We start from the raw sequence: 24,247 nt of genomic DNA, 5'->3' as shown, positions 1-24,247 counted from the left end.
TGGTCCCGGAGCGCTGCGCTCCTGCGACGACGCTCCTGCCGGAAGGCAAGGCCGAAATCACGATAGGCCTTACTTGTATCGGCAATACCCTGACAGGACTTGAGGATCGTCATCACGGAAATCAGCTTGTCAGCAGGCTGCTGAGCGAGCTGGTGCTGCTCTGCAACTGGGTGATCATGGTTTCCATTGCGGTGAATTGCGCGGTGTAGCGGTCGCTGAGTTTTTCCATGCGCGCATCGAGATCGTCCAGCTCCGACTCATAGCCCTTGATGGTCTTGTTCAAGCTGTCCGAGCGCAGGGTCAGCGTGCCGTTGGTGACATTGACGTTGCTGTCGAGAATTTTGCTCAGCGTGCCGCTGAACTTGCTGTCCTTGCCGAACACCTCGGCCGCCGCGCCACCGTCCGAGGCGATCGCGGTGTCGAACTTGGCGCCGTCGAAACTCATCACGCCATCCTTGTCGATGGTCAGGCCCAGGGCCTTGAGTTCGTTGACGTTGCCGCTGACCTGGCCGCGCAGCTGCTGCTGCAGATTGCGCACCAGCGAATCGCCGGTCAGCGCCGAAGCGGTCTTGGTGGTGGCGTCGTAGCTGCTGCTCTTGGCCAGCAGCGTGTTGGCGGTGTTGTAGGCCGCGGCGAACGCGGTGAGGTTGCCCTTGAGGCCGCTGGTGTCGGCTGTCACGCCCAGATTGAACTTGGTGCCTTCAGCCGCCTTGGTCAGCGTAAGCACCACGCCGGGCACGATGTCGCTGACGGTATTGGAGCTGGACGTGCGCTCGAAACCGTCCACGCGGACCAACGCGTCGGCGGCGGCGACGGTCTGGTTCAGCCCGCCGGTGACGCCGGGGCCGTAGGTCAGGCTGCTCAGGCTGGGGTCGCTGGCGCTGATGGTCAGTGCGCCCTTGGTGCCGGAATCGACCGCATTGAAGACCAGATGCTGGCCATCGTTGGCGGTGACCACACTGGCAGTCACGCCCTTGCCGCCGGCAGCCTTGTTGATGGCCGCGGCGATGTCGGCGAGCTTGTCGGTGCCGCTGATGTCCACGGTGACGCTCTGATCGCCATAGCCGATGGTCAGCGTGCCGCTGCCCACCGTGGCGTCGGCAGCGAACGCACCGGAGGCCAGTTTCTGCGAGGTCGCCAGCGAGACCACTTCCACCGAATAGTTGCCCGGCGCCGCCGAGCTGGTGGTGGTGGCGGTGAAGCCGGCATCGGTTGGCACCGTGGCCTTGTAGGCGTTTGTGTCGGCGCTGCTGATCACCTTGTCCAGCGCAGACTTGAGCGTGGTCATGCTGCTCTTGATCTGGCTGATCGCCGACAACTGCGTGGTCGCAGCGGTGCCGGCCTTGTTGATGCGCGCCTGCTCGGGGTCTTTCTGCCGGGACACCAGGGTGGACACCACGGTGGGGATGTCCAATCCGGAGCCAGAAGTGCTGATCACCGATGCCATGTTGCATTCCTCGTCTGGGCGTCCGAAACACACGGACGCATGGGATTACGTGACGGGTATCGGCCGCATCCGCGAGGACTTTAGCGGCAGCGATGGGGTACGTGCACAAGGGCTATCGAAGCAAATTCCATGCCTGCCGAATCGGCCGCGCGCGTCAACAATCCGTCAAAGGCTGGCGCAGCCGGGCTGCGGCCACAAAAAAGCCCCTCCGAAGAGGGGCTTTGGGTTTGCTGCGGAGCGCTGCCGCGTTGCGGCGGCAGCTAACTGCCGGTTACTGCAGCAGGCTCAGCACGTTCTGCGGAACCGACTTGGCCTGGGCCAGCATCGCGGTACCGGCCTGCTGCAGGATCTGCGTGCGGGTCAGTTCGGCGGTTTCCTTGGCGTAGTCGGTGTCGCGGATACGGCTACGCGAGGCCGACAAGTTTTCCGAGGTCGCGCTCAGGTTGGCGATGGTGGAGGTGAAGCGGTTCTGCACCGCACCCATGTCGGCGCGCGAGGAGTTGACCGCGGTCAGCGCCTTGTCGACGATTTCCAGGGCCTGCTGCGAGCCGGCGAAGGTGGAGATGTCCAGGTTGGTCAGGGTGACTGCGGTAGAGCCGGAGGCTGCCGAAGCGGTGGTGAGGCCGGCGCCGACGGTGACGCCGGTGGCGCTGGAGGTGCCCATGCTCAGCGAGGTGAAGTCCTGGCCGGCCTTGAGCGATTCGAGCTTGAGGTTGCCGCTGGTGTCGATCGAGGCATACATGCCGGTCTGGTCCAGCTTGTCGTTGATCGCCGCCGCGACCTTCTTGTTGATCGCCGCCGCGTCGTCGCCGTTGGCAACTTTGACGTCGCCGATGGTGACGGTCTTGGCGGTGCCGCTGGCATCGTTGAAGGCCAGCGAAATACCGGTGATCGAGCCGGAAGCCGTGGCGGTGCCGGTGACGCCGGCGCCGGAAACGGAGGCGGCGAAGTTGGCCTTGCCCAGCGAATCGACGTTGGCGTCGACGATGCTGTTGATGCCGATGGTCTGGCCGGCGTCGGCGCCGACCTGGAACAGCGCGCCGGAGAACGAACCGTCCAGCAGCTTGGTGCCGTTGAAGTTGGTCTGGTTGGCAACGCGGTCGATTTCAGCGGTCAGCTGCTTGACTTCCGAGTTCAGCGCGTCGCGGTCGGTCGAGGAGTTGGTGGCGTTGGACGACTGCACCGACAGTTCGCGGATACGCTGCAGGTTGTTGCCGATTTCCACCATCGCGCCTTCGGCGGTCTGGGCCAGCGAGATGCCGTCGTTGGCGTTGCGCGAGGCAACGTCCAGGCCGCGGATCTGCGTGGTGAAACGCTCGGAGATCGCCAGACCTGCGGCGTCGTCCTTGGCGCTGTTGATGCGCAGACCAGACGACAGACGCTGGATGCTCGTCGACATGCTGGCGCTGCTGGTGTTGAGGTTACGCTGAGCGTTCAGCGACATTACGTTGGTGTTGATTACCTGTGCCATTTTGATTTCTCCTAAGCGATTTTTCCGGCAAGGGGGACTTGCCTGGAGCCTCCGCAGGGGGGCCATCAAGTTGGCCGTTGCCGCTGCTGAGATGAATAACGGCGTTGCGTCGGGAACCTTTAGGGAAACTCTGAACAATCCGTCCTGATCTGCCACAATCGATCATCGACCCGAGTAGACGATTTCGATGCAGCTGACCTTCGGCGACGCGGAGTACGACGGCAAGCGCAAGCGGACGCGGCGTGAGGTGTTTTTGGCCGAGATGGAGCAGGTCGTGCCGTGGAAGGAGCTGCTGGGGCTGATCGAGCCGCACTACCCGAAGTCGGGGCAACCGGGACGACAGCCGTATCGGCTGGAGACGATGCTGCGCATCCACTTTTTGCAGCAGTGGTATGCATTGAGCGATCCATCGGCGGAAGAAGCCTTGTACGACACGGTGTCGATGCGCCGTTTCGCCAAGATCGGCGGGCTGGATGAGGTGCCGGACGAGACGACGATTCTCAACTTTCGCCATCTGCTGGAGCAGCACGATTTGGCGCGCAAGCTGTTCAATCGGGTGAACGCGCATCTGTCGCGCAAGGGTCAGAGCCTGCGCGGCGGGACGATTGTGGATGCCACGATTATCTCTGCGCCCAGTTCGACCAAGAACAAGGACGGTGAGCGCGATCCGGAGATGCGCCAGACCAAGAAGGGCAACCAATACTTCTTCGGGATGAAGGCGCACATTGGAGTGGATGATGAATCCGGCCTAGTGCACCACGTGGAATGCACGGCAGCCAACGTGGCGGACATCACGCAAGCGCACAAGCTGCTGCATGGCAAGGAAGACACGGTGTGTGGGGACAGCGGCTACACCGGGCTTGAGAAGCGCGATGAGATCAAGGGCAAGCGCAAGCTACGCTACCTGATCGCGGAGAAGCCCTCGAAGCTGAAGCAGATCAAGAACAAGCGCGAACTGAAGTTGGCCAAGCGCTGGGAGCACACCAAGGCCAGCCTGCGTGCGAAGGTGGAACATCCGTTTCGGGTGATCAAGCGCCAGTTTGGCTATGCCAAGGTGCGCTATCGCGGCCTGGTCAAAAACACCGCGCAGGTGCTGACGCTCTTTGCGCTGTCGAACCTGTGGCTGAAGCGGAAGCAGTTGATGGCTGCCGTTGGGAAGTTGTGCCTGTAATGGGGAGAATGCCCCGAGAATGCGCTGGAAACAGCGAAAAACCGAAGGTGTGAGCGTAGTCAGCGCTACCGATGCGGGTCGACGCATCCTCTGGCCGCATTGATCAGACCATCCTTAGCGAAATTCAGTATTTTTTACTGTCTTTCTGCGTCGGGACGAAATACGTAAGCGTTGTGTATCAAGGGGTTTGGTTTATTCGGCAGCACCCCGTCAATCTTTAGCGTTGGTATAACTCTTCGAAAAATAAACTCCGTCCGCCTGCGCAAGTGCTCATGTGCAGGAGCGAAGAAACCCCGGTTTTCTGCGGCAAAATCAGCGGATGATGTTGAACAACGACGACGACTGCATCTGCTGAAAAATCGTTTGAGCGGCCTGCAACGAGGCCTTCTCGAGTTGGTACTGCCCAATCGCCGAGGCGTAGTCCAGGTCGCGGATCGACGACAGGCTGGTCTTGAGCGTGACTTCGTTGGATTCGAGCAACGCGTTGGCATTGTCGATGGCCGACAACTGCGCGCCGCCGGAGGCACGCGCATCGATCATCTTCGAGGACGCCTGGGTGATGTCGCGCATCGACGTCTGCAGCGTGTTGATCATCGCTGCCTTCTGCGGCGCGGTCAGCGTGTCCGAATTGAGCGCGCCGACCAGGTCGTCGATGGTGGAGAACACATCCTTGGTGCCGGAGGCGCCAATCTGGAAACTGTCGCCTACCGCCGGGGCGCCGCTGATGCGCATGCGCACGCCGGCGGCGTTGATGTCTTCGCCTTCCTTGTAGGTGCCGGTGCCGACCACCGTATTGGTGCTGTCGCGCACTTCATAGGTGTCGGCGGCGGTGAACTGCACGCTGTAACTTCCACCGTTCCAGCTGCCGGTGCTGGCATCGCGGCTGAAATCCAGCAGCAAGCCGGTCCCGGTGTTGGCGGCATTGGCGTGCGCATCCACGGTGCCGTCGCCGGTGCGGATGCGCATGAAGATTTCGCTGCCGGGCAGGGTGTCGCTGACGAAGGTGTCCGGCGCCACTTCGACCTGCTTCTGGGTCTGGTCGCCGTTGTAGGTGACGCTGCCATTGCTCTTGATGAAGGGCGCACTGCCATCGGCGGTGCCACCAAACAGGTAGCGCCCGGTGCCGTCGGTGCTGTTGGCCAGGCTCACCATGCTCTCGCGCAGCGCTGTCAGTTCCGAGGCGATCGCCTTGCGGTCATCAGGGCTGAGCGAAGAATTGCTGGCCTGCACCGCCAATTCGGTGACGCGCGCCATTTTGTCGCCGGCTTGCGAGAGCGCGTTTTCCTGCAGACCGAGCCGGTTCTGCACGTTGTTGGCGTTTTCGCCGAAGCGCGTGATCGCCGCCAGGGCGCGGTCCAGACCGACCGCCGTGCCTGCAGCCACCGGGTCGTCCTTGGCGGTGACCAGGCGCTGCCCACTGGAGAGCTGCGATTCGAGCTGGTTCAGCCGCGACTGCTTGGCGCCCATCGAGGCGACCGACTGGCTGTACATCATGCTGGTGGAGATACGGTCGGTCATCAGCGTACGGCACCCAGGATGGCTTGGAAGATGGTGTCGGCGGTCGAGATCATCTGTGCAGCGGCCTGGTAGGCCTGCTGCAGTTTCAACATGTTGGCGGCTTCCTCATCGAGGTTGACGCCGGAAATCGAATCGCGGCTGGCCTGCGCCTGGTCGTTGATGACCTTCTGCGCATCGGCCGAATAGCTGGCCGCACGCGCGGCCGAACCCACCGAGGTGGTCAGGCCGGAGAGCGCGCCATTGAGGGTGACCGTGCCACCGCTGAGCGCCTTGGCATCGTCGATGTTGGCCAGCAATTTGGCATTGCCGTTGTCGCTGGAGCCGGCGCCCATCGGGCCGACGCCGAAGGTGTCGCCGGCCTTGGGTGCGCCGTCCAGCGCGAAGCTCCAGCCGTTGGCGCTGATGGTCTGGCCGGCGGTGTAGGCGAACGGGCCGGCGCCATCGATGGTGTACTGGTTGGCGTCGATGAACTCGATCGAGGAGGGGGTCAGCAGCGCGGGGTTCTGCGCATTGGTGACCTTCACGTCGCTGATCTTGCCGGTGCCCAGGTTGGCGACCGTGGCAGTGGCCTTGACCGGAGTGGCCGCGGCGATGCGCGAAGGATCGGTAATGGCCACCGACAAGCTGCCAGCCAGCCCGGCGGTGGGCTGCAGCAGGAACTTGTCGCCGCTGGCTGGCGTGCCGCCCACCACCATGCTGACGCCATTGAGCACCAGCGGGTCGGCGGCGGTGCCGGTACCGGTCATCGGCACGGCAGAGCCGGTACTGGCGTTGATGGCCTTCCAGTTGGTGCCATCGAAGCTGAGCGTGACGTTCTGGCCGTCGACGGCACTCACGTTGCTGAAACTGGCGCTCAGCGATGCGCTGCCGGTATTGCTCGGATTGGCGGCAACGGCGGGCGAACCGATATTGAAGAAGTTGCCGCCCATCGCGCCATACAAGTCCATCCCCTGGCTATGGCCGGCATTGAAGGTGCTGGCCATGCCCACGGCCAGGCGGCCGAGTTCGGCCTGGGTCGGCTCGAGCACGCTGCTGCGGAATTCCAGCAGACCGCCGATCTGCCCGCCCAGCGAACTGGCGCTGAGGCTGACGTTCTGGCCCTGGGTCTGCATCGCCACCTGCAGCTTGGTCGGCTGATACGGGTCGGCAACGGTGACGAGTTTGGACGAGGTGGTACCGACCACCAGCGGCTGGCCGCCGGCGGTGAAAACGTTCATGAAGCCGCCGTCCTGGATCACCGCAGTACCGCCGGTAAAGCCGACCAGCTTGCTCACCAGCGCGTCGCGCTGGTCAAGCATGTCCGGCGCTGCCGCCTGGGCACTGCTGCCGATGGTGCCGTTGAGCTTGGCGATCTGCTGCGTCAAGCGGTTGACTTCGTCCACCGAGGAGGTCAGCCCGCTGTTGACTTCGTTGCTCAGGCTGTCCATCTGCCCGTTGAGCTGCTTGAAGCGCGTCGCCAGCGAATTGCCGCTGTCGAGCATGCTCTGGCGCTCGGCGGTGGAAGAGGCGTTGGACGACACTGCACTGGTGGAATCGAAGAAATTCGACCACAGCCCGGCCACGTTGGTGGCGGTATTGGAGTACAGCGCGTCGACGCGGTTGGACAGCGAGGACAGCTGCTGCAGGCGCGACAGTTCGCCGCCGCTGTCGAGCAGGCGCGAGATGGCCAGCTGATCGGCGACCCGGCCTACATCGGTGATCTTGGCGCCATTGCCCACGAACGCGTAGCCCATGTCGGTGGGCGTGCGCGTTGCAAATTCCACACGTTGGCGGCTATAGCCTTCGGTATTGATGTTGGCGACGTTATGGCTAACGGTCGACAACGCCCGTTGGAAGGCGATGAGCGCGCTGGTCCCGGTGGACATGATGGACATGAGCGTTTACCTCAGCGACGAATGGTGCCGAGCCCGGCCGGCTCGGCGGTACTGGCATAGCGGTTGGACAGATCGGCCGCCGCGTTGCCGATGGCGGCCACCGCACGGTCGATGGTCGGGCCGTTGGCGATCGCCGCGATCTTGGCCGCATAGCCCGGATCGGTGGCGTAGCCTGCTTGTTGCAAGCCGCGTGCAAAACCCTTGATATCGGTGCCGGCCTGCAGCGCGGTCTGGTAACGGCTGTTGTTCTTCAGCAGCCGCACGTAGTCGGCAAAGCTCTCCTCGGCCGAGCCATAGGCGCGGAAATCGGCGGTTTCGGTGGTTTTGACGCCGTTGACGTATTCGTGGGTGCCGGTGGTGACCTTGTCGCCGCTCCAGCCGGTGGCCTTGATGCCGAACAGGTTGTTGGAGTCGCCACCGTTGCCGATGCCGCGACGGCCCCAACCGGTTTCCAAGGCGGCCTGGGCCACCAGCGCGCGCGGGTCCACGCCCAGTTCGCGCGCGGCTTTTTGCGCATGCGTCCAGATCTTGGCGACAAAGCCTTCTGGGGTGCGCTCGCCCAGGCTGGCAGCGGCGCTGCTGGCGGCACTTGCATTGACCGCAGCATTGGCATCGGCGGCATCGCTGGCGGCCACATCGGCCCAGCGATCGTTGGCCGATGGCCAGCTCAGCGCTGAAGCATCGTCGCTGCCGGATTCGCCAGCGCCGGTACGTCCGGCGATCAGATCCAGCACCTGGCTCATGCCGATGCCGCTCAAGTTGCCTGCACCCAGTGCCGCCTTGGCCACGCTGCTGGTCGTGACGCCGGTGGCCGCGCCGTCGCGGGCGGGCAGCGGCAACGAGGCGTCGCGCTTGCCGGCAACCAGGGCGTACGCCTTGGCCGCTTCGGCGGTGTTCAACGAGGTATTCAGCGCCGGGCCGCCGGTGTCGCCGCTCAGCTGCTTGGAGATCATCGCCGACAGGCCCAGGCCCTTGCCGTCGGTCAACGCCTTGGCCATCTGCTGGTCGTACATTTCGCGGAACATCTGGTTTTGGCCCGGAAACATCGGGTCGCCGCCGCTCGCATCGCGCATGCTCTTGACCAGCATCTGCGCGAACTGACCTTCGAGCTGACGGGAGACCTTGTCGATCTTTGCCGGATCGGCCTTGGTGCTCGGGTTGAGATCAATGGGCGAGGCTGCGATACGCATATCAGATCACCTCTAGCTCCGCCGTGAGCGCACCGGCTTGCTTGAGCGCTTCCAGGATGGCCACCAGGTCGCCGGGGGCGGCGCCCACTTCGTTGACCGCACGTACGATCTGGTCGAGCGTGGTGCCGCCTTCGAACTTGAACATGCGGCTGCCTTCGGAGGTGGCCGTGATCGTCGACTGCTGGGTCACCGCGGTGCGGCCACCGCTGAAGGCGCCCGGCTGGCTGACGTTGGTGTTTTCGCTGATGGTGACGGTGAGCGAGCCATGCGCGATGGCGGCCGGCATCACCCGCACCAGCTGGCCGATGACCACGGTGCCGGTACGTGCATTGACCACCACCTTGGCCGGCGCATCGCCAGGGGAAAGTTCGACGTTTTCCAGTCGCGACAACAGGCCGATCCGCGCACCCGGGTCGGTCGGCGAGCGTACTGCCACGGTCACGCCGTCGACCGCACGTGCGGTGCCGGCGCCGAAGCTGCTGTCGATGGCCGCGACCATGCGCGAGACGGTGGTGAAATCGTTCTGGTGCAGGTTCAGGGTGATCTCGCCGGTGCCGGCGAACACGTCCGGCAACGCACGTTCGACGGTGGCGCCATTGGGAATGCGCCCGACGCTGGGCACATTGACCGAAACGCGCGAGCCGTCCTTGCCTTGCGCACCGAAGCCGCCGACCACCAGGTTGCCCTGGGCCATCGCATAGACCTGGCCATCGGCGCCTTTCAGCGGTGCCATCAGCAGCGAGCCGCCGCGCAACGACACGGCGTTGGCGATCGAGGAGACGGTGATGTCGATCGGCTGGCCGGGTTTGGCGAACGGCGGCAATTCGGCGTGGATGGCCACCGCCGCGACGTTTTTCAGCTGCGGGTTGACGTTCGCCGGAACATTGACGCCCAGTTCGCCAAGCAGGTTTTTCAGGCTCTGCACGGTGAAGGGCGCCTGGCTGGTGCGGTCGCCGCTGCCGTCCAGGCCAACCACCAGGCCGTAGCCGACCAGCGCGTTGCCGCGCACGCCGCCGACTTGGGCAAGATCCTTGATGCGCTCGGCGCTGGCCGGTGCGGCCATCGCGCACAGCGCGACGGCGGCAGCCAGCAGACGGAAGGGCAGGGAAGACAGGTTCATGGTCGCAGGCTCAGTAGGGCGACAGACGGGAATTGAAGAAGCGGCTCAGCCAGCCCATCGCATTGGACTGTGCAATCGCACCGCGGCCGCCGTAGGCGATGCGGGCATCGGCCACCTTGCTGGAGGGCACGGTGTTGTCCGGGGCGATGTCGGCCGCGCGCACGATGCCTTGCACCTGCACCAGTTCGTCGCCCTGGGTCAGGCGGAGCTGCTTCTGCCCCTGGATCACCAGGTTGCCGTTGGGCAGGCGCTGCATCACGGTGACGGTGACGCTGCCCTGCATGCGGTTGCTCTGCGCGGTATTGCCCTTGCCGGCAAAGCTGCGGTCGCCGCTGGTGCTGTTCTCAAGCACGTTCAAGCCACCGACGGTGAGTGGCGCGCCCAGCAGGGTTGGCGCGGCCATGGTGGTGGCGTCCTTCTTGCTGATGCTGGTATTGGCGGTGGACGAGGCGGTGGTGCTCTCGACCAGGTTGACCGTCAGCAGATCGCCGACATCGCGGGCACGGCGATCGCCATACAGATTCAGGCTGGGGCCGGCGGCGTAGATCGCACCGGCCGTCGGCTGCGCCACCGGTGCCACCACCGGCACGATCGGCGCCATTTCGGCGAACGGACGGACATCGCCGGCGGCCACGCAGCCACCCAGCAGCGCGCTGCAGGCGATGGCGAGGCACAGGCGGGAGAGAGAAGGCAGGCGTGACATGGGTTTGATTCCTGAGAGGGCGAGGAGCGGCGAGCCGATCAGACGTTGTTGTTCAAGTAACCGAGCATCGAGTCGGTGGTGGAGATCGCCTTGGCATTCATTTCGTAGGCGCGCTGCGTCTCGATCATGCTCACCAGCTCTTCCACCGTATTGACGTTGCTGCCTTCCAGCGCGCCCTGCACGGTGGTGCCAAGGCCATTGAGGCCAGGCGTGCCGTTTTGCGCGGGGCCCGAAGCGGTGGTTTCCACGAACAGGTTTTCACCCTTGGCCTGCAAGCCCGAGGGGTTGATGAAGTCGGTCAGCGTCAGTGCGCCGATTTCCTGCGCGGCGGCCTGGCCGGCCAGCGTCACGCTGATGGTGCCGTCGTTGCCGATGGTCAGCGACTGCGCGCCTTCCGGCACCTGGATGCCCGGCTGCAGCGGGTAGCCGCTGTTGGTGACCAGTTCGCCCTGCGCGTTGATCTGGAAGGTGCCGTCGCGGGTGTAGGCGGAGGTACCGTCGGGCATCTGCACTTCGAAGAAACCGCGGCCGTTGACCATCACGTCCAGCGCGCGGCCGGTCTGCTGCTGGCTGCCCTGGTCGAAACCCTTGAAGGTGGACACCACGCGCACGCCGGTCCCCAATTGCAGGCCGGTCGGCAGCTGCGTCTGCGCGGAGGTCGAGCCGCCGGGCGCACGCACCTGTTGGTACAACAGGTCTTCGAACGCGGCACGGTCGCGCTTGAAGCCGGTGGTATTGGTATTGGCCAGGTTGTTGGAAATGACCGACATGCGCGTCTGCTGCGCATCCAGTCCGGTTTTGGCGACCCACAAAGCCTGATTCATGACCCGATTCCTCGTTAGACCCGGGGATGTGTTCCGGGTACGGGTGGGTATATGCACGTGGCGTGCCAAAGCGGCGTCGGATTTCTGCCGGGTGTGCGCGGGATCACGCGCCTGGCTGCGCGGGGAGCCTGTGCTTCGTTAGCCGCGCTTTTGTGGATGTAGCAAAAATCCAGGGCTAAAGCTGAGTCGGTCGAGGGCGCGGTGCCCTCACCGCTCGCGGGACACGCCGTGAACCCGTCCATGGGGGCTCGTTGGCGGCATCCATGCCGCCAAGGGTCCCGCAATCGGCGAGGGCACCGCGCCAGACAGTTGGCTGGTGGTCAACCGGAAGCAAGTCATCGCATGCATCGGGCAGTTTGCTGCTCAGGATTGCTTGCTTGGGCATTCGACATGCGCTAGGCGCGATGAAGGGATAAGCGAGTAGCGGTCAACCAGCACGTCGAGCATTGCTTTCGCAAAGGCACCGACCATCTTCACTGGTCCTTGCCCGCTCACCCTCCCGGGACCTTACGCGGCATGGATGCCGCGTAAGAGCCTCCATGGACGGATTTACGGCGTGTCCCGGGAGGGTGAGCGGGCAAGGGCCCTCCAGCCAGGTCACGGACTAGCCGCTCTGCAGCCATGCCGCAGACCAGTCGCTCTGCAATGAAGCCCCGGATTTTTCGGTATGCCCAACGCGGGCGCCAACCACGCCTTACGGTTGGCGGCGGCGGTAGCAAAAAATTGGCAAGTTGGCCGGCGGCCTGCGCCGCGTTTAGCCACTCACCCGCAGCAGCGAATTGGCCGATTGCGCGTTGTCGTCGCCGTTCTTGATGATCTTGACCTGCATTTCGAACTGCCGTTGCAGCTGGATCATTTCCACCAGCGCGCCGGCCGCATCCACGTTGCTGCCTTCCAGCATGCCGCTGTTGATGGTCTTGCCGGTGGCCACCGCAAATGCCTGTGCCGGGTCGGTGCTGGTGTTGCGCATCAGTCCGTCGGGGCGCCGCGTCAAACGGTCGGCGGGCGCATCCACCACCTTCATCTTGCCGACGATGGCCATGGTCTGCGGGCCTTCGCCCTGCGGAATGATCGAAATACTGCCGTCGCTGCCGATCTCCATCGCCTGGTGCGGCGGGATCGTCATCGGGTTGCCGCCTTCGTCCAGCACCGCATGTCCGTTGGCGGTGACCAGCTGGCCATTGGCGGTGAGCGCCAATTCGCCGTTGCGGGTGTAGGCCTCGCTGCCGTCGGGCGACTGCACCGCCAGCCAGCGGTCCTGCTGCAGCGACACGTCCAGCGGGTTGCCGGTCACCTTCTGATGGCCCTGGCTACGATCGAAGCCCTGGTCCACATGCAGCGCATCGATCCGCGACGGATAGCCCTTGCCCTGGATCTTGAACGCCTCGGTATTGGCCAACGCAGCCTTGAATCCCACCGTATCGACGTTGGCAAGATTGTGCGACACGGTGCTCTGCGCCTGCAGGGAGGCACGAGCACCGGTCATCGCGACGTAGAGGGCTTTATCCATGAGGCACCGGGAATCGGGAATGGAGAATCGGGAATCGCAAAAGCGGGATTGCGGGGCTTGGGAGTAGGGAGCAAGACCGGCATCCGCTATGCGCGATGCCGGCTCTTACGATTCCCTATTCCCGATTCCCCACTCCCGACTTACCGAATATTGATGATCGTCTGGGTGACCTGATCCTGGGTCGAGATCATCTGCGAGTTGGCCTGGAAGTTGCGCTGGGCCACGATCATGTTCACCAGCTGCTCGGTCAGGTCCACCGTGGAGGCTTCCAGCGAGCCGGATTCGATCTGGCCCAGGTCCGAGGTGTCCGGCGCGCCGGTGCGGGCGGCACCGGAGGTGTAGCTCTCGGCCCACATGTTGTTGCCCTGCGACTGCAGCCCCTGCGGATTGACGAAGCTGCTCAGCGCGACCTGGCCCAGCGGCTTGTCGGCACCGTTGGAATAGCGTGCGAACACCACGCCGCTGGTGTCGATGCTGATCTCGTTGAGCTTGCCGCTGGCGTAGCCGTCCTGGCGCGTATCGCGCAGGGCGAAGGCTTCGCCGTACTGGGTGGAGCCAGTGACGTTGAGCTGCATGTTCAGCACGCCCGCGCCGGTGCTCGGGGTGAACGGGTCCATCGCGATGATGCCGTTGGCCGGGGTGGTCAGCGCGCCGGTATCGGAGAACTGCAGGGTGGTCGGGGCACCGACCGCAGCGCCGTCCACGTAGTTGTAGACCTGCCACTCGTTGGGGTTGGCGGTCTTGACGAAGTAGGAGGTCTGCACATGGCTGACGCCCAGCGAGTCGTAGACATTGATGCCGCCGGTGGAGTGGCTATAGGTCTTGTCGTCGGCCGGGTTGAACGGGGTCACCGTCGGCGCGGTGGCATTGCCGGGCAGGGTGAAGGCCAGGTTGACCGTCGAGGTGGATTTGGGCGGGCTGTCGGTGGTCAGCAGCTGCAGGTCCGACAGGCGGCCCACGTCGAACCCGTTACCGCTGGGGTTGGGCGCAAATACCTGCAGGCGTGCGCCCTGCGGGTTGACCACATAGCCGTTGGCGTCGGTCTGGAAATTGCCGGCGCGGGTATACATCTTGGCGCCGTTGGAAGAGACGGTGAAGAAGCCTTCGCCGGAGACCGCCAGGTCCAGGCTGCGTCCGGTCGGGTCGATATTGCCCTGCGAGAACTGCTGCGCCACGTTGCTGACGCGCACGCCCGAACCGACCGCATTGCGCGACAGGCCATAGCTGGTGCTCTGGAACATGTCGGCAAACTCGGCGCGCGATTCCTTGAACCCGGTCGTGTTGACGTTGGCGATGTTGTTGGAGGTGACGTTCAGATCGGCATTGGCTGCGTTGATGCCGGACAACGAGGTATTGAAGCCCATGGATGAGTTCCTTTAGATATTGGTTGCCGGCTCAGCTGACGCGGAGCACGTTGGCGAGCGGGGAAGTGCCCAGCCCGGTCAGGTTGAGATACAAACCGTCCGAGCCGATCGTGACGCTGTCCACCGGGGCCTGGACATAGGTAGACAACTTGCTTTTGGAGCCGGCGGTGTCGGTCTGGGTGGCCGTCACCCCGTATTTGCCGGCCGCCATGCGATTGCCGTTGGCGTCGGTGCCATCCCAGTCAAACGACACCTCACCGGCGGCGCTGGCCGGCACGCTGATCTGTTTGACGAAGGTGCCGTTGGCATCGGTGATTTCGAAATTGACGAAACCGGCCGAGGTCGCGGCGACCACGCCCTTGGCCGAGCCGGTGGCATCGATCGCCACCTGCGCCGAGGGCACCAGCACATTGTGGCCAACCAGGGCCGCCCCCTTGAGGACCTGGTCGCTGTTCATCGAATCGGAAAAGTTGCTGACCTTGGTATTGAGGTCGCCAATGCCCTGCACCGTGGAAAACTGCGCCAATTGCCCGAGAAACGCGCTGTTTTCCATCGGCTTGAGCGGGTCCTGGTGCTGCAGCTGTTCGGTCATCAATTTGAGGAAGTCGGCCTGGCCGAGTGCGTCTTCCTTCTTGGCGACGGTGCTGCTGGTACTCAGGCCAAGGCTTTTGTAGAGATCGCTGCCGATCGTGCTCATCTGGAGTATTCCGTTGGTAAGGGTCAGCTAGGATGGGTCAGCGACCCATGGTGAGGGTCGCGAGCGCCAGTTCCTTGGCGGTATTGAGCATTTCCACGCCTGCCTGGTAATTGCGCGAGGCGGAAATCATGTTGACCATCTGCGAAACCGGATCCACGTCGGGCGAGAACACATAGCCGTCGGCGTCAGCCAGCGGGTGGCCGGGTTCGTAGCGGCGGATCGGCGGTGCATTGGTGGTGGTGATCTCTTTGACGTTCACCGAGGTCAGGCTGGGGTCCTGCCGGCTTTGCTGGGCCTGGAAGATCGGCTCGATCGGCTTGTAGGTGGCCTCGGCCGAGCCTGCGACCGAATCGGCATTGGCCAGATTGGACGCGATGGTGCTCAGCCGCACCGACTGCGCGTGCAGGGCCGAGCCGGCCACATCGAAGATGGGAAGATTGCTCATGACTTATTGGCCCGTGATCGCGGTGAGCATCGAGCGCACCTTGGATTCGAGGAAGCTCAGCGACGCGCGGTATTCCAGCGCGGCGCGGCCGTAGGCGGCGCGTTCGGCGTCGGGATCGACGGTATTGCCGTCAAGGCTGGGCTGGTCGGCTTCGCGGGTGAACTGGAAGGGGTTGAGTCCGGCACCGCCGCCGACTTCGTAATGCTTGGCGTCGGTGGTCTGCAGCAGACCGCCGTCCTGCTCGCCCTGCGCCGACTTCAGCGCCGCCTCGAAGTTCAGGTCCTTGGCCTTGTACCCAGGCGTGTCCACATTGCTCAGGTTGCTGGCAATGAGCTTCATGCGCTGCTCGCGCAGCGTCAACGCGTCGCCATGGACGCCGAGGAACGAAGAGAAGGGACTGGACACGGTGCTCTCCCGCGAAGTGTTGCCAGGGAGGAAGCAATGTTTGTGCCAAATTGAAGTGGGGAGGAACCGCGCCGGGAGAGCACCCGGAGCAGCCGAAAACGGGCTTGCCCGGCAGAGATCGCGACATAGGTCGCCCGCTGGGCAGCTGCAGGGATTAGCTATGCAATGTGCAGGACGGCCAGCCTGCCTGGCAGGAATCAGGACCTAGCGAGGGGGCGCTCACGCCGCTGCAATTCCACCGCCGGGCGACTTTGTGCGGGAACAGGCGCGGGAGGGCGCCGCCCCGCTCAGCGACTGCACGGCCCAAAGGTGTGATCAGGCCGCTTCGGCGACCACTTTCAGGCGGGCCAGCACATAGTCGGCCAGTTCGTGGGCGCTGTACTTGGCCACGAAGGCGTTCGCGCCCACCTGCTCGACCATCGCGTTGTTGAACACGCCCGACAAAGAGGTGTGCAACAGCACGTACAGGCCTTGCAGGCCCGGGGTGCGCCGGATTTCCGTCGTCAGCGTATAGCCGTCCATTGCCGGCATTTCGATGTCGGAGATCACCATGGCGTAGCGGTCGGCCGGGTTTTCGCCCGAGGCAGCCACCTGCAGCAGATGGTCCAGCGCCTGGCGTCCGTCGGACAGCAGGGTGGCCGAAACGCCCAACTGGTCGAGCACGCTGCGGATCTGCTGGCGCGCCACCCGTGAATCGTCCACCACCAGTACCTGGAACTGGCGATCGTAGGCCACCAGCTGCAGCGAGGGATCCAATTGCACGTCCTTGCTGACCTTGGCGATATCGGCCAGCACGCTCTCCACGTCGATGACCTGGATCAGCTCGCCCTGGAAGCGCGTCACCGCCGTCAAATAAGTGGCTTCGGCACCGAGTTCCGGCGGCGGGTGGATATCTTCCACCGCAATATTGACGATGCGCTCCACGCCGCTGACCAGGAAACCCTGGACCGAGCGGTTGAACTCGGCAACGACCAAATAGCCGGGACCGTTGTCCGAATGCGAGTCGCGTTCCGGGTGGCCGATGGCTAAGCCCAGATCCAGCACCGGCACCGAACGCCCACGCACGTCGGCCACGCCGGCGAACTCGGTCGGCAAGCCGGGCACCTGGAACAATTCCGGCCGGCGCAGCACTTCCTGCACCTTGAAGACGTTGACGCCAAAAAGCTGGCGTCCGCCCAGCCGGAACAGCAGCAGGGCCAGTCGATTGTGGCCAGCCAGTCGCGTGCGCTGGTCGATGCGGTTGAGCAGATCGTGGGTCATGGGGCAGATATCGACAGCGCCATCGGGAAACTTGAGGGCTTTGTGGGTGGTTGGGGGCGCTGTCGGGATTGGGGATTCGCTCAAGCGCCGGGATTGGGGATTCGGGATTGGGGATTCGTTCAAGCGCCGGGATGAGGTGAGTGGGGATTAGGGATTCGCTCAAAAGCGTGCATTAGCGAGTTTGTCTGCCGCTGCCGCTTCTGCATCCTTGAGAGCTTCGGTGATGGTTGTCGGAGAGATCCGGTCGGTGAAGGGGCTTCGGCAGCGGATAAATGCATCACCCGCAAAGCCGCTTTTACGAATCCCCAAACCCGAATCCCCAATCCCGGCAAAAAACAGGCACGCCGCTTGCACTGTCTGTCCCGTCTTCCTCCGGATCTGGTCCCATGCGCCTGCTCCTGCTTGTCATCTTGTTGGCTGCCGCTCCGGCCTGGGCCCAGAGCTATCAGTCTGTCGACTCCATCCGTGCTGCGGCGTTGGCCACCGTCGGCCCGGACGCCGAGGCCGAGGCCACGCTCGATCCGGGCCTGCGCATGCCAGCTTGCCCGATCGCGCTGCAGGCGCAGCCCACCGGCACCAATACGGTGGAAGTGGCGTGCCCGCAGCCGGCCGGCTGGCGCCTGTTCGTGCCGTTGAAGGTGCGTCGCAATCAGGACGTGCTGGTCTTGCGCCGCGGCATCAGCGCTGGAGAAACCATCTCGCTGGCCGATATCAGTATCGAGAAGCGTGACGCCGCCCGCATCGTCGGCGCGGTGCTGGCCGATCCGGTGGCTGCGGTGGGCAAGACCGCCCGGCGCGTCCTGCCGGCCGGCTCGCTGCTTTCGGCCAACGATCTGGTGACGCAGCGGCTGGTCCGGCGCGGCGACACCGTCCCGCTGGTGGCGCGCAATGGCGGGCTGGAGGTGCGCATGAGTGGTCGCGCCCTGTCGGACGCCGGCGAAAACGAGCGCGTGTCGGTGGAAAATTCGTCCTCGCGCCGGGTGGTGCAGGGCATCGTTGAAGCGAGCGGAACCGTTGTGGTCTCCAGGTAAAAAATTTCTATAAAGTTTTTTTTCTGGGTGCCGTTATCCCCTACGACCTGTAGAGGAGTTCCTGACATGACCCAGAAAATCGAAGGCAATCTACCGACCGCTGCCACCCTTCGCACCACGGCCACCAGCAGCAAGATCGCTTCGGCCGGCGAAGATCGCGCGTCCCCGGTTGCCGCAACCCCGCCGACCGACAGCGTCAAGTTGACCGGCGAAGCCACCAACCTGCAGAACCTGCAGCGCGAGCTTTCGCAGTCCTCGGCGATTGACACCGGTCGTGTCCAGGCGGTGAAGGATGCATTGCAGAACGGCAGCTATTCCATCAACCCGGACGCCATCGCCAGCCGCATGATGGATCTGAATCAGCAACTGGCGGGTTGACCCCCGACTGAAAGGATGAACGTGAACGAGTTCCTGCAACGTCTCAGCGATGCGCTGGCCGGCGAACGCCAGGCATTACTCGAGAACGACATCGATGGGCTGATGCGACACACGCAGGACAAGCTGTCGGCGCTGCAAGCGCTGGAAGCGGCGATGCCTGCAGGCGAAGAAGAGCGGCTGCGTGAGCTGGCCGAAGCCAATCGCGCCAATGGCGCGCTGCTGGCACGCCGGCGCCGCGAAGTGAACTGGGCGCTGCGTCACCTGGGCCGCACCGAAAGTGCGCCGTCCTACGATGCCAAGGGGCAATCGAGCGTGTTGCGCGGCGGGCGTTCGTTGGCAGTGGCCTGAGTTGCAGGCTGTCTTGCAGCGCACCGGGCTGCAGATGGCGCCGCAGGCCTGGGCGAGCAGGCAGGTGCCGTTCGTTCTGCGTCGCATCGCCGGGTAATGCACGACGACGATACGGAGCGTCAATGGTTCGGCGTATATTGAGGCATCCTCTACGCCGCCTGCTCCCGTGACCGCCAAGTTTTTTCTCAATCAAGCCTTATTGCCGTCCCCGGACATCCTGCGCGCCTTCGGCGACCAGATGATGGAGGGGCTGCTGCTGTTCCGCGCAGACGGAAAGCTGATTCTGGCCAATGCCATCGCACGCCAGAGCCTGTGCAAGGAAGACCCCACCGACGATCGCAATCTGGGCGAACGCATCTCGCAGGTATTGCCATCGGACGCACTCAATCAAGCGCGCAGCAAGGGCAGCTGGACCGGCAGCCTGCCGGTCGCCGACCGGGTGGTCATTGCGCACCTGTATTACAACGAAGAGTACGGGGCCGGGCATTTTCTGGCGCTGTTCCACAACATCGAAGGCCAGCAGGATTACGAGCGCGAGCTGCAACAGCGCCACGCCGAATTACGCCAGGCCTATCTGCGCTTGAACGGTGCGCAGGACAAATTGCTGCAATCGGAAAAAATGGCTTCCATCGGCCAGTTGGCCGCAGGCGTGGCGCACGAGATCAATAATCCGATCGGTTATGTGCACTCCAATTTGGGCAGCCTGCAGGAATATCTGCGCAGCTTGTTCACCCTGATCGAAGCTTACGAGCGTGCGCTGCAGGCGCCGGACCCCAAGGCGCTGATTCCGGAAATCGACGAGATCCGCAACCGCGCCGACATCGACTTCATCAGTCGCGATCTGCCGCAATTGATGGCCGAATCGCGCGAAGGCATCGAGCGGGTGACCCGCATCGTGCGCGACCTCAAGGACTTCTCGTACTCGGACCGGTCCGAGTCGTGGAAGATGGTCGACCTGCATGCGGGCCTCGAATCCACCATCAACATCATCTGGAACGAGCTCAAGTACAAGGTCACGCTGGAGCGCAATTATGCCGAGCTGCCGCTGGTGGAGTGCCTGCCATCCGAGCTCAACCAGGTCTACATGAACATGCTGCTCAACGCCGGCCAGGCCATCGTCGAGCGCGGCACGATCACCGTGACCACCGGTCGCGATGAAGCGGAAAACGTCTGGATCCAGTTCCAGGACAGCGGCGCCGGCATCGCCCCGGATCTGCTGCAGCGCATCTTCGACCCCTTCTTCACCACCAAGCCGGTCGGCAGCGGCACCGGCCTGGGCCTGTCGATTTCCTACGGCATCATCAACAAGCACCACGGCCGCATCGACGTGGAAAGCACGCCGGGGCAGGGCGCCAGTTTCAGGATCACGCTACCGATCCGGCAGCCGCGCTGACGGGCTGGGATTGGTTGTTCGGGATTTGGGATTCGCAGTAGCGCTGAAGCGCGGGGATTGGGGATTCGCAGAAGCGGCTCTTGCTATTGCTGATCGCCAATGGGCTATTTGAAGCAATCGCGCAGCACTCTGCTTCTAACCAATCCCGAATCCCCAATCCCTATTCCCGGCCGTTACGCAACTCATCATGCGTGCGGAACGCCTGGCGAATATGCTCGCGCAGCTCGTCGTCGTTCCAGGGCTTGGTCAGGAATCGGTAAATCGCGCCGCGGTTGATCGCCTCGGTGACGGTGGCCAGGTCGGTGTAGCCGGACAGCACCAGGCGCACCGTGTCCGGGTAGAGCATCTTGACCCGGCCCAGGAACTCGGTGCCGCTCATGTCGCTCATGCGCTGGTCCGAAAGGATCACCTGCACATCGTTGGTGGCGAGCAGGTCGAAAGCGTCGCGCACGTTGCCGGCGGCCAGGATGCGGTAACCATCGCGGCGGAACAGGCGCACCAGCGAGCGCAGCACGTTTTCTTCGTCGTCCAGCAGCAAGAGCGTGCGGTCGGGGCGGCTTTCGGCGAACGATTCCGGGCGCAGATAGCGCCGGCGCAGTGCCATGCCGGCCGACTCGGCCGACATCGGCTCGCCGAACAGGTAGCCCTGGAAGATGTCGCAATCGTTGCGGCGCAAAAAGCCCAGCTGCGCCTGCGATTCCACGCCATTGGCAATCACCGTCATGCCGAGCTGGTGGCCCATGGCGATGATGGCGCGCGCAATCGCCGCCTCGCGGCTGCCGGCCGGTGCGCTCTTGATGAAGCTGCGGTCGATCTTGAGCCGGTCCACCGGGTAGCGCACCAGTGCGCTCAGGCTGGAATCGCCGGTGCCGAAGTTGTCCAGGCTCAGGCTGATGCCTTCATTGCGCAGGTTGGCCATCGTCTCGTGGACGAAGTTGACGTTGTTGGTCAACGCGCTTTCGTTGATCTCCAGCGTGACGAACTGCGCCGGCACGCCGGCGGTCTGCAGCATCGCCATCACTTCGTTGAAGAAGCCCGGGCGCAGCAGCTGCAGCGTGGAAACATTCACTGCGATGCTGAAATCGTCGAAACCCTGGTCGCGCCACAGCCGCGCCTGGCGTACTGCGTTCTGCAATACCCATTCGCCGATCTGCACGATCACGCCCAGGCGCTCGGCGGTACGCATGAAGCGTTCCGGCACCAGCATGCCCAGGGTGGGCGATTGCCAGCGCAGCAGCGCTTCCATGCCGACGATGCGGCCATCGCGCGCGCTCACCAGCGGTTGATAGCGCAGGCGCAGCTCGCCATGCGGAATGGCATCGACGATCTGTCGCGCAATGATGCTTTCGCTATGCGCGTTGGTGGCCGAGTTGCGCGTGTACAGCCGCACCGTGTTGCCGCCTTCGCGCGCGGCCTGGTAGCTGGCTTCTTCGGCGTAATCCAGCAGCGTGGACAATGAGGTGGAATGTTCCGGACACAGGCTGATGCCGACCTTGCCGGTCATGAACAAGGTGTACGGCAGCACCGACAGCGGCAGTTCCAGTTGCTGACGGATCTCCTCGGCAAAATCTTCCGGCAGCGGCGTGTCGTCGCGACGCACCGCCACGATCACCATTTCGTCGCTGCCGTGGCGCCACAGCTTGCCGCGCGTGCCGAGAAATTCCTGCAGCCTGCGCGCTGCCAGCGTCAACGCCTGGTCGCCGACCTCGCCACTCATGTTCTCGTTGATCGAGGCGAAGTGATCGATATCGACATGGAAGATCATCAGCGACGGGCCGCCGGACGCGGCCGCGTCTACCAGGTGCAGCAACTCGGGATTGCCCGCGCCAAGCCGGGTGGGCTTGACGATTTCCAGTCCGGGCGGGATTACGGGGCTCCACATGACTCAACGTCCACCATCGTCGTGGACGGACTCGCCGACCGGGTGATAGGGCAGGCGCAACGTCACGCGCGTGCCTGCTCCGGGAGCTGATTCTATCGCGAGCGTGCCGCCGACGGTTTGCGCACGCTCACGCATCACGATCAGTCCCAGCCCACGCGGACCCTCCGGCTCGAAGCCATCGCCGTCATCGCTGACTTCCAGGCGGAAACTGTCGGCATCGATCGAATGCAGACGCAGGTGCACTTCGCCGGCGCAGGCGTGTCGCAATGCATTGGTCAGGCTTTCCTGCGCGATCCGGAAGCAGGCCTGTTCGATCTCGTTGCCCGGCCTTTCTTCAAGCGCCTGAATATCGAGCTCCAGGCGCACTTGCGAGGCGCGAAACAGCATCGAGGCCTGCCAGCGCAGCGCTGCCTCCAGGCCCAGCGCATCGAGTTGTGGCGGACGCAACAGCATCGAGAGGTTGCGCAGCTTGGTCACCGTGGTGTCGGCCAGCGACACGACTTCCAGCAAGTCCTCGCGGCGCGCGTCCGCGTCCGGTTCATCCAGGGCCGCGTGCGCGGACAGCTTCATCGCAGTGATCGCTTGCCCGATGTCGTCATGCAGGTCGCGCGAGATGGCACGCCGCTCGTCTTCCTGCAACGAAAACAGACGCTTGGCCATCGCCTGCAGTTCGGCATTGCTCTCGGCCAGGGCGTCGCGCATGCGCTCGGGTTCGCTCAGATCGCGCACCACCAGCAACTTGCAGCTGCGTCCGCCATAGCGGATGTCGCCGGCCGACAGGCCTGCATAGAAGGTACTGCCGTCGCGACGACGCATCGCGCGTGCGCTGGACACCGGCTCATTGCGGTCGCTGCCTGCGCGCAGGTATTCGCGCACCACCGGCAGGTCGGTGTCGCCCACCAGGGTCTGCAGCGGTTCTCCCAGGATGGTTTCGCCCTGAAAGCCGAACTGGGCCGAGCCGGCCGCGTTGGCGTACATCACATGCTCGTCGGCGAGAATCAGCACACCGTCGGGCAGCACGCGCACCAACTCCCGAAACTGCTCCTCGCGTTCGCGCAGCAGCCGGCGCGATTGCTCGCGTTCGCTGACATCCTGCAAGGTGCCGTGCACATGGCGCACGCCGCTGGGGCTGGTCACGCTTTCGGCGCGCAGATGCACCGTGCGCGGTTGCGAATCGCCACCGGTCAGCGGCAGCAGCACATCGATCTGCACCTCGCCACCGGTACACATGTCTTCGATCATGCGTTCGATGCGCACCTGGGTCGCGCTGTCGGAGGCGGTCAGCAATTCCTCCAGCCGATGCTCACGACGATGCATCGGCACGCTGCGCCCCAGCAGGCGGTAGACCGCCGGCGAATAGCGTCCCAGGCCGGTCGTGCGATCCAGCTGCCAGGAGCCCAGCCGCGCGATGCTCTGCGCCTCCTCCAGACGCTCGAGCGCCTCGTCGCGCAGATCTTGCGCCCGGCGCTCCTCGCTGCGGTCTACGGTGACGACCAGGCGGGCAGGGCCGCTGGCCAGGTGCAGCTGGTTGCTGCGCACCTCGACATGTCGCGGGCCGCTGCGCGTCATCAGGTCTTCGTTCAACACGCACGTTGCATCTCCCTTGCCACGGATCTGCGCAATGATTTCTTCCAGCCGCTCGCCATCGGCATTGGGCCAGATCGCCTGCAGCGTCTGTTGCAGGAACTCGTCGCGCTCCCAGCCGAAGAATTCCAGCGCCGCCGGATTGGCGTCGAGGATGCGCATGGTGGCCAGGTCGTAGATGAAGGCCGGGCTGGGCAGTGCCAGGAACTTGGCCTGCAGCAACGCCTCGGACTGCGCCAGCTTGGCGTACTCGTCCACGATCAAGCCGGTGAAGCGGCGCAGCACCAGGTGGATGACGATGCTGGACAGCACCAGAAAGCTCGCGTCCGACCAACGCTCCGGCATGGCGGCGCCGGCCAGGTTGAGCAGCCGGTTGCCCAGCAGCAGCCAGATCACGCCAACCAGCAGGTACAGGCCGGTCAGTGTCCACAGGCCTTGCTGCAGGCGCTCGGCGAGACGAAGGCAGGAGACGGGGGCAGACGAAAATGCGGGCGCGGCGACGGGCTGTTGCATGGATCCGCGGACGACCTTGAGTGCTGGCGATGCGGCCATCTTATCCGTAACTCGGGCCGGTACGGTCCAGCTCGCATCAGGCCGCTCAACTATTCGCCGGCACGGCCGTTATCCATTGC

The 24,247-nt window shown here is 64.1% G+C and carries 21 protein-coding genes; 5 read left to right on the top strand and 16 right to left on the bottom strand.

Annotation, left to right across the window (positions count from 1 at the left end; all coding sequences use genetic code 11):
• Positions 1-121 precede the first annotated feature (121 nt).
• Positions 122-1,447, bottom strand: a complete 1,326-nt coding sequence (gene fliD / locus ACCQ00_RS10885; RefSeq protein ID WP_039575449.1) for a flagellar filament capping protein FliD — start codon at positions 1,445-1,447, stop codon at positions 122-124.
• Between the two features lie 271 nt (positions 1,448-1,718).
• Positions 1,719-2,918, bottom strand: coding sequence for a flagellin (locus ACCQ00_RS10880; RefSeq protein WP_017154654.1), 1,200 nt, complete (start codon positions 2,916-2,918; stop codon positions 1,719-1,721).
• A gap of 187 nt (positions 2,919-3,105) precedes the next feature.
• Here ACCQ00_RS10880 and ACCQ00_RS10875 point away from each other — a divergent pair, with 187 nt between their 5' ends.
• Positions 3,106-4,089: an IS5-like element ISXfu1 family transposase gene (locus ACCQ00_RS10875; RefSeq protein WP_503291517.1), complete on the top strand. Its 984-nt coding sequence runs from the start codon at positions 3,106-3,108 to the stop codon at positions 4,087-4,089.
• 312 nt (positions 4,090-4,401) lie between these two features.
• On the opposite strand, the gene flgL is transcribed toward ACCQ00_RS10875, so the two are convergent.
• The 12 genes from flgL to ACCQ00_RS10815 all read right to left on the bottom strand — a co-directional run bounded on the left by flgL (position 4,402) and on the right by ACCQ00_RS10815 (position 16,999).
• Complete coding sequence (gene flgL, locus ACCQ00_RS10870; RefSeq protein WP_039575589.1) at positions 4,402-5,607, bottom strand: flagellar hook-associated protein FlgL; 1,206 nt, start codon at positions 5,605-5,607, stop codon at positions 4,402-4,404.
• Positions 5,607-7,481 (bottom strand): flagellar hook-associated protein FlgK, encoded by a 1,875-nt coding sequence (gene flgK / locus ACCQ00_RS10865; protein ID WP_017154652.1) that lies wholly within the window; start codon positions 7,479-7,481, stop codon positions 5,607-5,609. The genes flgL and flgK overlap by 1 nt, the downstream gene beginning before the upstream one ends.
• An 11-nt stretch (positions 7,482-7,492) precedes the next feature.
• The gene (gene flgJ, locus ACCQ00_RS10860; RefSeq protein WP_039575587.1) at positions 7,493-8,671 is read right to left on the bottom strand and encodes a flagellar assembly peptidoglycan hydrolase FlgJ; all 1,179 of its coding nucleotides are present in this window, start codon (positions 8,669-8,671) and stop codon (positions 7,493-7,495) included.
• Position 8,672: 1 nt separating this feature from the next.
• Positions 8,673-9,791 carry a flagellar basal body P-ring protein FlgI gene (locus ACCQ00_RS10855; protein WP_039584006.1) on the bottom strand — a complete coding sequence of 373 codons (1,119 nt, stop codon included), beginning with the start codon at positions 9,789-9,791 and terminating at the stop codon, positions 8,673-8,675.
• A 10-nt stretch (positions 9,792-9,801) separates the two neighbouring features.
• A complete protein-coding gene (gene flgH, locus ACCQ00_RS10850) occupies positions 9,802-10,494 on the bottom strand; it encodes a flagellar basal body L-ring protein FlgH (RefSeq protein ID WP_017154649.1) in 693 nt (230 codons plus the stop codon).
• A gap of 38 nt (positions 10,495-10,532) precedes the next feature.
• Positions 10,533-11,318, bottom strand: coding sequence for a flagellar basal-body rod protein FlgG (gene flgG, locus ACCQ00_RS10845; protein WP_003482961.1), 786 nt, complete (start codon positions 11,316-11,318; stop codon positions 10,533-10,535).
• Between the two features lie 754 nt (positions 11,319-12,072).
• Positions 12,073-12,828 carry a flagellar basal-body rod protein FlgF gene (gene flgF / locus ACCQ00_RS10840; protein WP_019300290.1) on the bottom strand — a complete coding sequence of 252 codons (756 nt, stop codon included), beginning with the start codon at positions 12,826-12,828 and terminating at the stop codon, positions 12,073-12,075.
• A 140-nt stretch (positions 12,829-12,968) separates the two neighbouring features.
• Positions 12,969-14,192 (bottom strand): flagellar hook protein FlgE, encoded by a 1,224-nt coding sequence (flgE, locus tag ACCQ00_RS10835; RefSeq protein WP_003482957.1) that lies wholly within the window; start codon positions 14,190-14,192, stop codon positions 12,969-12,971.
• Positions 14,193-14,223: 31 nt separating this feature from the next.
• A complete protein-coding gene (locus ACCQ00_RS10830; RefSeq protein WP_003482955.1) occupies positions 14,224-14,889 on the bottom strand; it encodes a flagellar hook assembly protein FlgD in 666 nt (221 codons plus the stop codon).
• A gap of 37 nt (positions 14,890-14,926) precedes the next feature.
• Positions 14,927-15,334 (bottom strand): flagellar basal body rod protein FlgC, encoded by a 408-nt coding sequence (flgC, locus tag ACCQ00_RS10825; protein WP_005914451.1) that lies wholly within the window; start codon positions 15,332-15,334, stop codon positions 14,927-14,929.
• A gap of 3 nt (positions 15,335-15,337) precedes the next feature.
• A complete protein-coding gene (flgB, locus tag ACCQ00_RS10820; RefSeq protein WP_003482950.1) occupies positions 15,338-15,739 on the bottom strand; it encodes a flagellar basal body rod protein FlgB in 402 nt (133 codons plus the stop codon).
• Between the two features lie 315 nt (positions 15,740-16,054).
• Positions 16,055-16,999, bottom strand: coding sequence for a chemotaxis protein (locus ACCQ00_RS10815; RefSeq protein ID WP_017154647.1), 945 nt, complete (start codon positions 16,997-16,999; stop codon positions 16,055-16,057).
• A gap of 386 nt (positions 17,000-17,385) precedes the next feature.
• Between ACCQ00_RS10815 and flgA the strand changes: the two genes are divergently transcribed.
• From flgA to ACCQ00_RS10795, 4 genes are all read left to right on the top strand, one after another.
• On the top strand, positions 17,386-18,030 hold the full coding sequence (flgA, locus tag ACCQ00_RS10810) for a flagellar basal body P-ring formation chaperone FlgA (protein ID WP_017154646.1): 645 nt from the start codon (positions 17,386-17,388) through the stop codon (positions 18,028-18,030).
• A gap of 66 nt (positions 18,031-18,096) precedes the next feature.
• Positions 18,097-18,408, top strand: a complete 312-nt coding sequence (gene flgM / locus ACCQ00_RS10805) for a flagellar biosynthesis anti-sigma factor FlgM (protein WP_003482943.1) — start codon at positions 18,097-18,099, stop codon at positions 18,406-18,408.
• 15 nt (positions 18,409-18,423) lie between these two features.
• Entirely contained in the window at positions 18,424-18,756 is a 333-nt protein-coding gene (locus ACCQ00_RS10800; RefSeq protein WP_003482942.1) for a flagella protein, read from the top strand.
• 166 nt (positions 18,757-18,922) lie between these two features.
• Positions 18,923-20,149: an ATP-binding protein gene (locus tag ACCQ00_RS10795; RefSeq protein WP_039569870.1), complete on the top strand. Its 1,227-nt coding sequence runs from the start codon at positions 18,923-18,925 to the stop codon at positions 20,147-20,149.
• Between the two features lie 160 nt (positions 20,150-20,309).
• Here ACCQ00_RS10795 and ACCQ00_RS10790 read toward each other — a convergent pair whose 3' ends face one another.
• Both ACCQ00_RS10790 and ACCQ00_RS10785 read right to left on the bottom strand, forming a co-directional pair.
• Positions 20,310-22,031 carry an EAL domain-containing protein gene (locus ACCQ00_RS10790; RefSeq protein ID WP_017154643.1) on the bottom strand — a complete coding sequence of 574 codons (1,722 nt, stop codon included), beginning with the start codon at positions 22,029-22,031 and terminating at the stop codon, positions 20,310-20,312.
• A 3-nt stretch (positions 22,032-22,034) separates the two neighbouring features.
• Complete coding sequence (locus ACCQ00_RS10785; protein WP_039569868.1) at positions 22,035-24,167, bottom strand: sensor histidine kinase; 2,133 nt, start codon at positions 24,165-24,167, stop codon at positions 22,035-22,037.
• Positions 24,168-24,247: the final 80 nt, after the last annotated feature.

The organism is Xanthomonas sp. NCPPB 3761 (assembly GCF_041475705.2).
Classification (GTDB): Bacteria; Pseudomonadota; Gammaproteobacteria; order Xanthomonadales; family Xanthomonadaceae; genus Xanthomonas; species Xanthomonas phaseoli.
The sequence above is the reverse complement of the archived record's forward strand: the minus strand, read 5'-3'. Positions and strand labels throughout refer to the sequence as shown.

Coding starts and splice junctions, on each gene's coding strand:
- fliD (WP_039575449.1), bottom strand. CDS start 1,447: ATGGCATCGGTGATCAGCACTTCTGGCTCCGGATTGGACATCCCCACC.
- ACCQ00_RS10880 (WP_017154654.1), bottom strand. CDS start 2,918: ATGGCACAGGTAATCAACACCAACGTAATGTCGCTGAACGCTCAGCGT.
- ACCQ00_RS10875 (WP_503291517.1), top strand. CDS start 3,106: ATGCAGCTGACCTTCGGCGACGCGGAGTACGACGGCAAGCGCAAGCGG.
- flgL (WP_039575589.1), bottom strand. CDS start 5,607: ATGACCGACCGTATCTCCACCAGCATGATGTACAGCCAGTCGGTCGCC.
- flgK (WP_017154652.1), bottom strand. CDS start 7,481: ATGTCCATCATGTCCACCGGGACCAGCGCGCTCATCGCCTTCCAACGG.
- flgJ (WP_039575587.1), bottom strand. CDS start 8,671: ATGCGTATCGCAGCCTCGCCCATTGATCTCAACCCGAGCACCAAGGCC.
- ACCQ00_RS10855 (WP_039584006.1), bottom strand. CDS start 9,791: ATGAACCTGTCTTCCCTGCCCTTCCGTCTGCTGGCTGCCGCCGTCGCG.
- flgH (WP_017154649.1), bottom strand. CDS start 10,494: ATGTCACGCCTGCCTTCTCTCTCCCGCCTGTGCCTCGCCATCGCCTGC.
- flgG (WP_003482961.1), bottom strand. CDS start 11,318: ATGAATCAGGCTTTGTGGGTCGCCAAAACCGGACTGGATGCGCAGCAG.
- flgF (WP_019300290.1), bottom strand. CDS start 12,828: ATGGATAAAGCCCTCTACGTCGCGATGACCGGTGCTCGTGCCTCCCTG.
- flgE (WP_003482957.1), bottom strand. CDS start 14,192: ATGGGCTTCAATACCTCGTTGTCCGGCATCAACGCAGCCAATGCCGAT.
- ACCQ00_RS10830 (WP_003482955.1), bottom strand. CDS start 14,889: ATGAGCACGATCGGCAGCGATCTCTACAAAAGCCTTGGCCTGAGTACC.
- flgC (WP_005914451.1), bottom strand. CDS start 15,334: ATGAGCAATCTTCCCATCTTCGATGTGGCCGGCTCGGCCCTGCACGCG.
- ACCQ00_RS10815 (WP_017154647.1), bottom strand. CDS start 16,999: ATGACCCACGATCTGCTCAACCGCATCGACCAGCGCACGCGACTGGCT.
- flgA (WP_017154646.1), top strand. CDS start 17,386: ATGCGCCTGCTCCTGCTTGTCATCTTGTTGGCTGCCGCTCCGGCCTGG.
- flgM (WP_003482943.1), top strand. CDS start 18,097: ATGACCCAGAAAATCGAAGGCAATCTACCGACCGCTGCCACCCTTCGC.
- ACCQ00_RS10800 (WP_003482942.1), top strand. CDS start 18,424: ATGAACGTGAACGAGTTCCTGCAACGTCTCAGCGATGCGCTGGCCGGC.
- ACCQ00_RS10790 (WP_017154643.1), bottom strand. CDS start 22,031: ATGTGGAGCCCCGTAATCCCGCCCGGACTGGAAATCGTCAAGCCCACC.
- ACCQ00_RS10785 (WP_039569868.1), bottom strand. CDS start 24,167: ATGGCCGCATCGCCAGCACTCAAGGTCGTCCGCGGATCCATGCAACAG.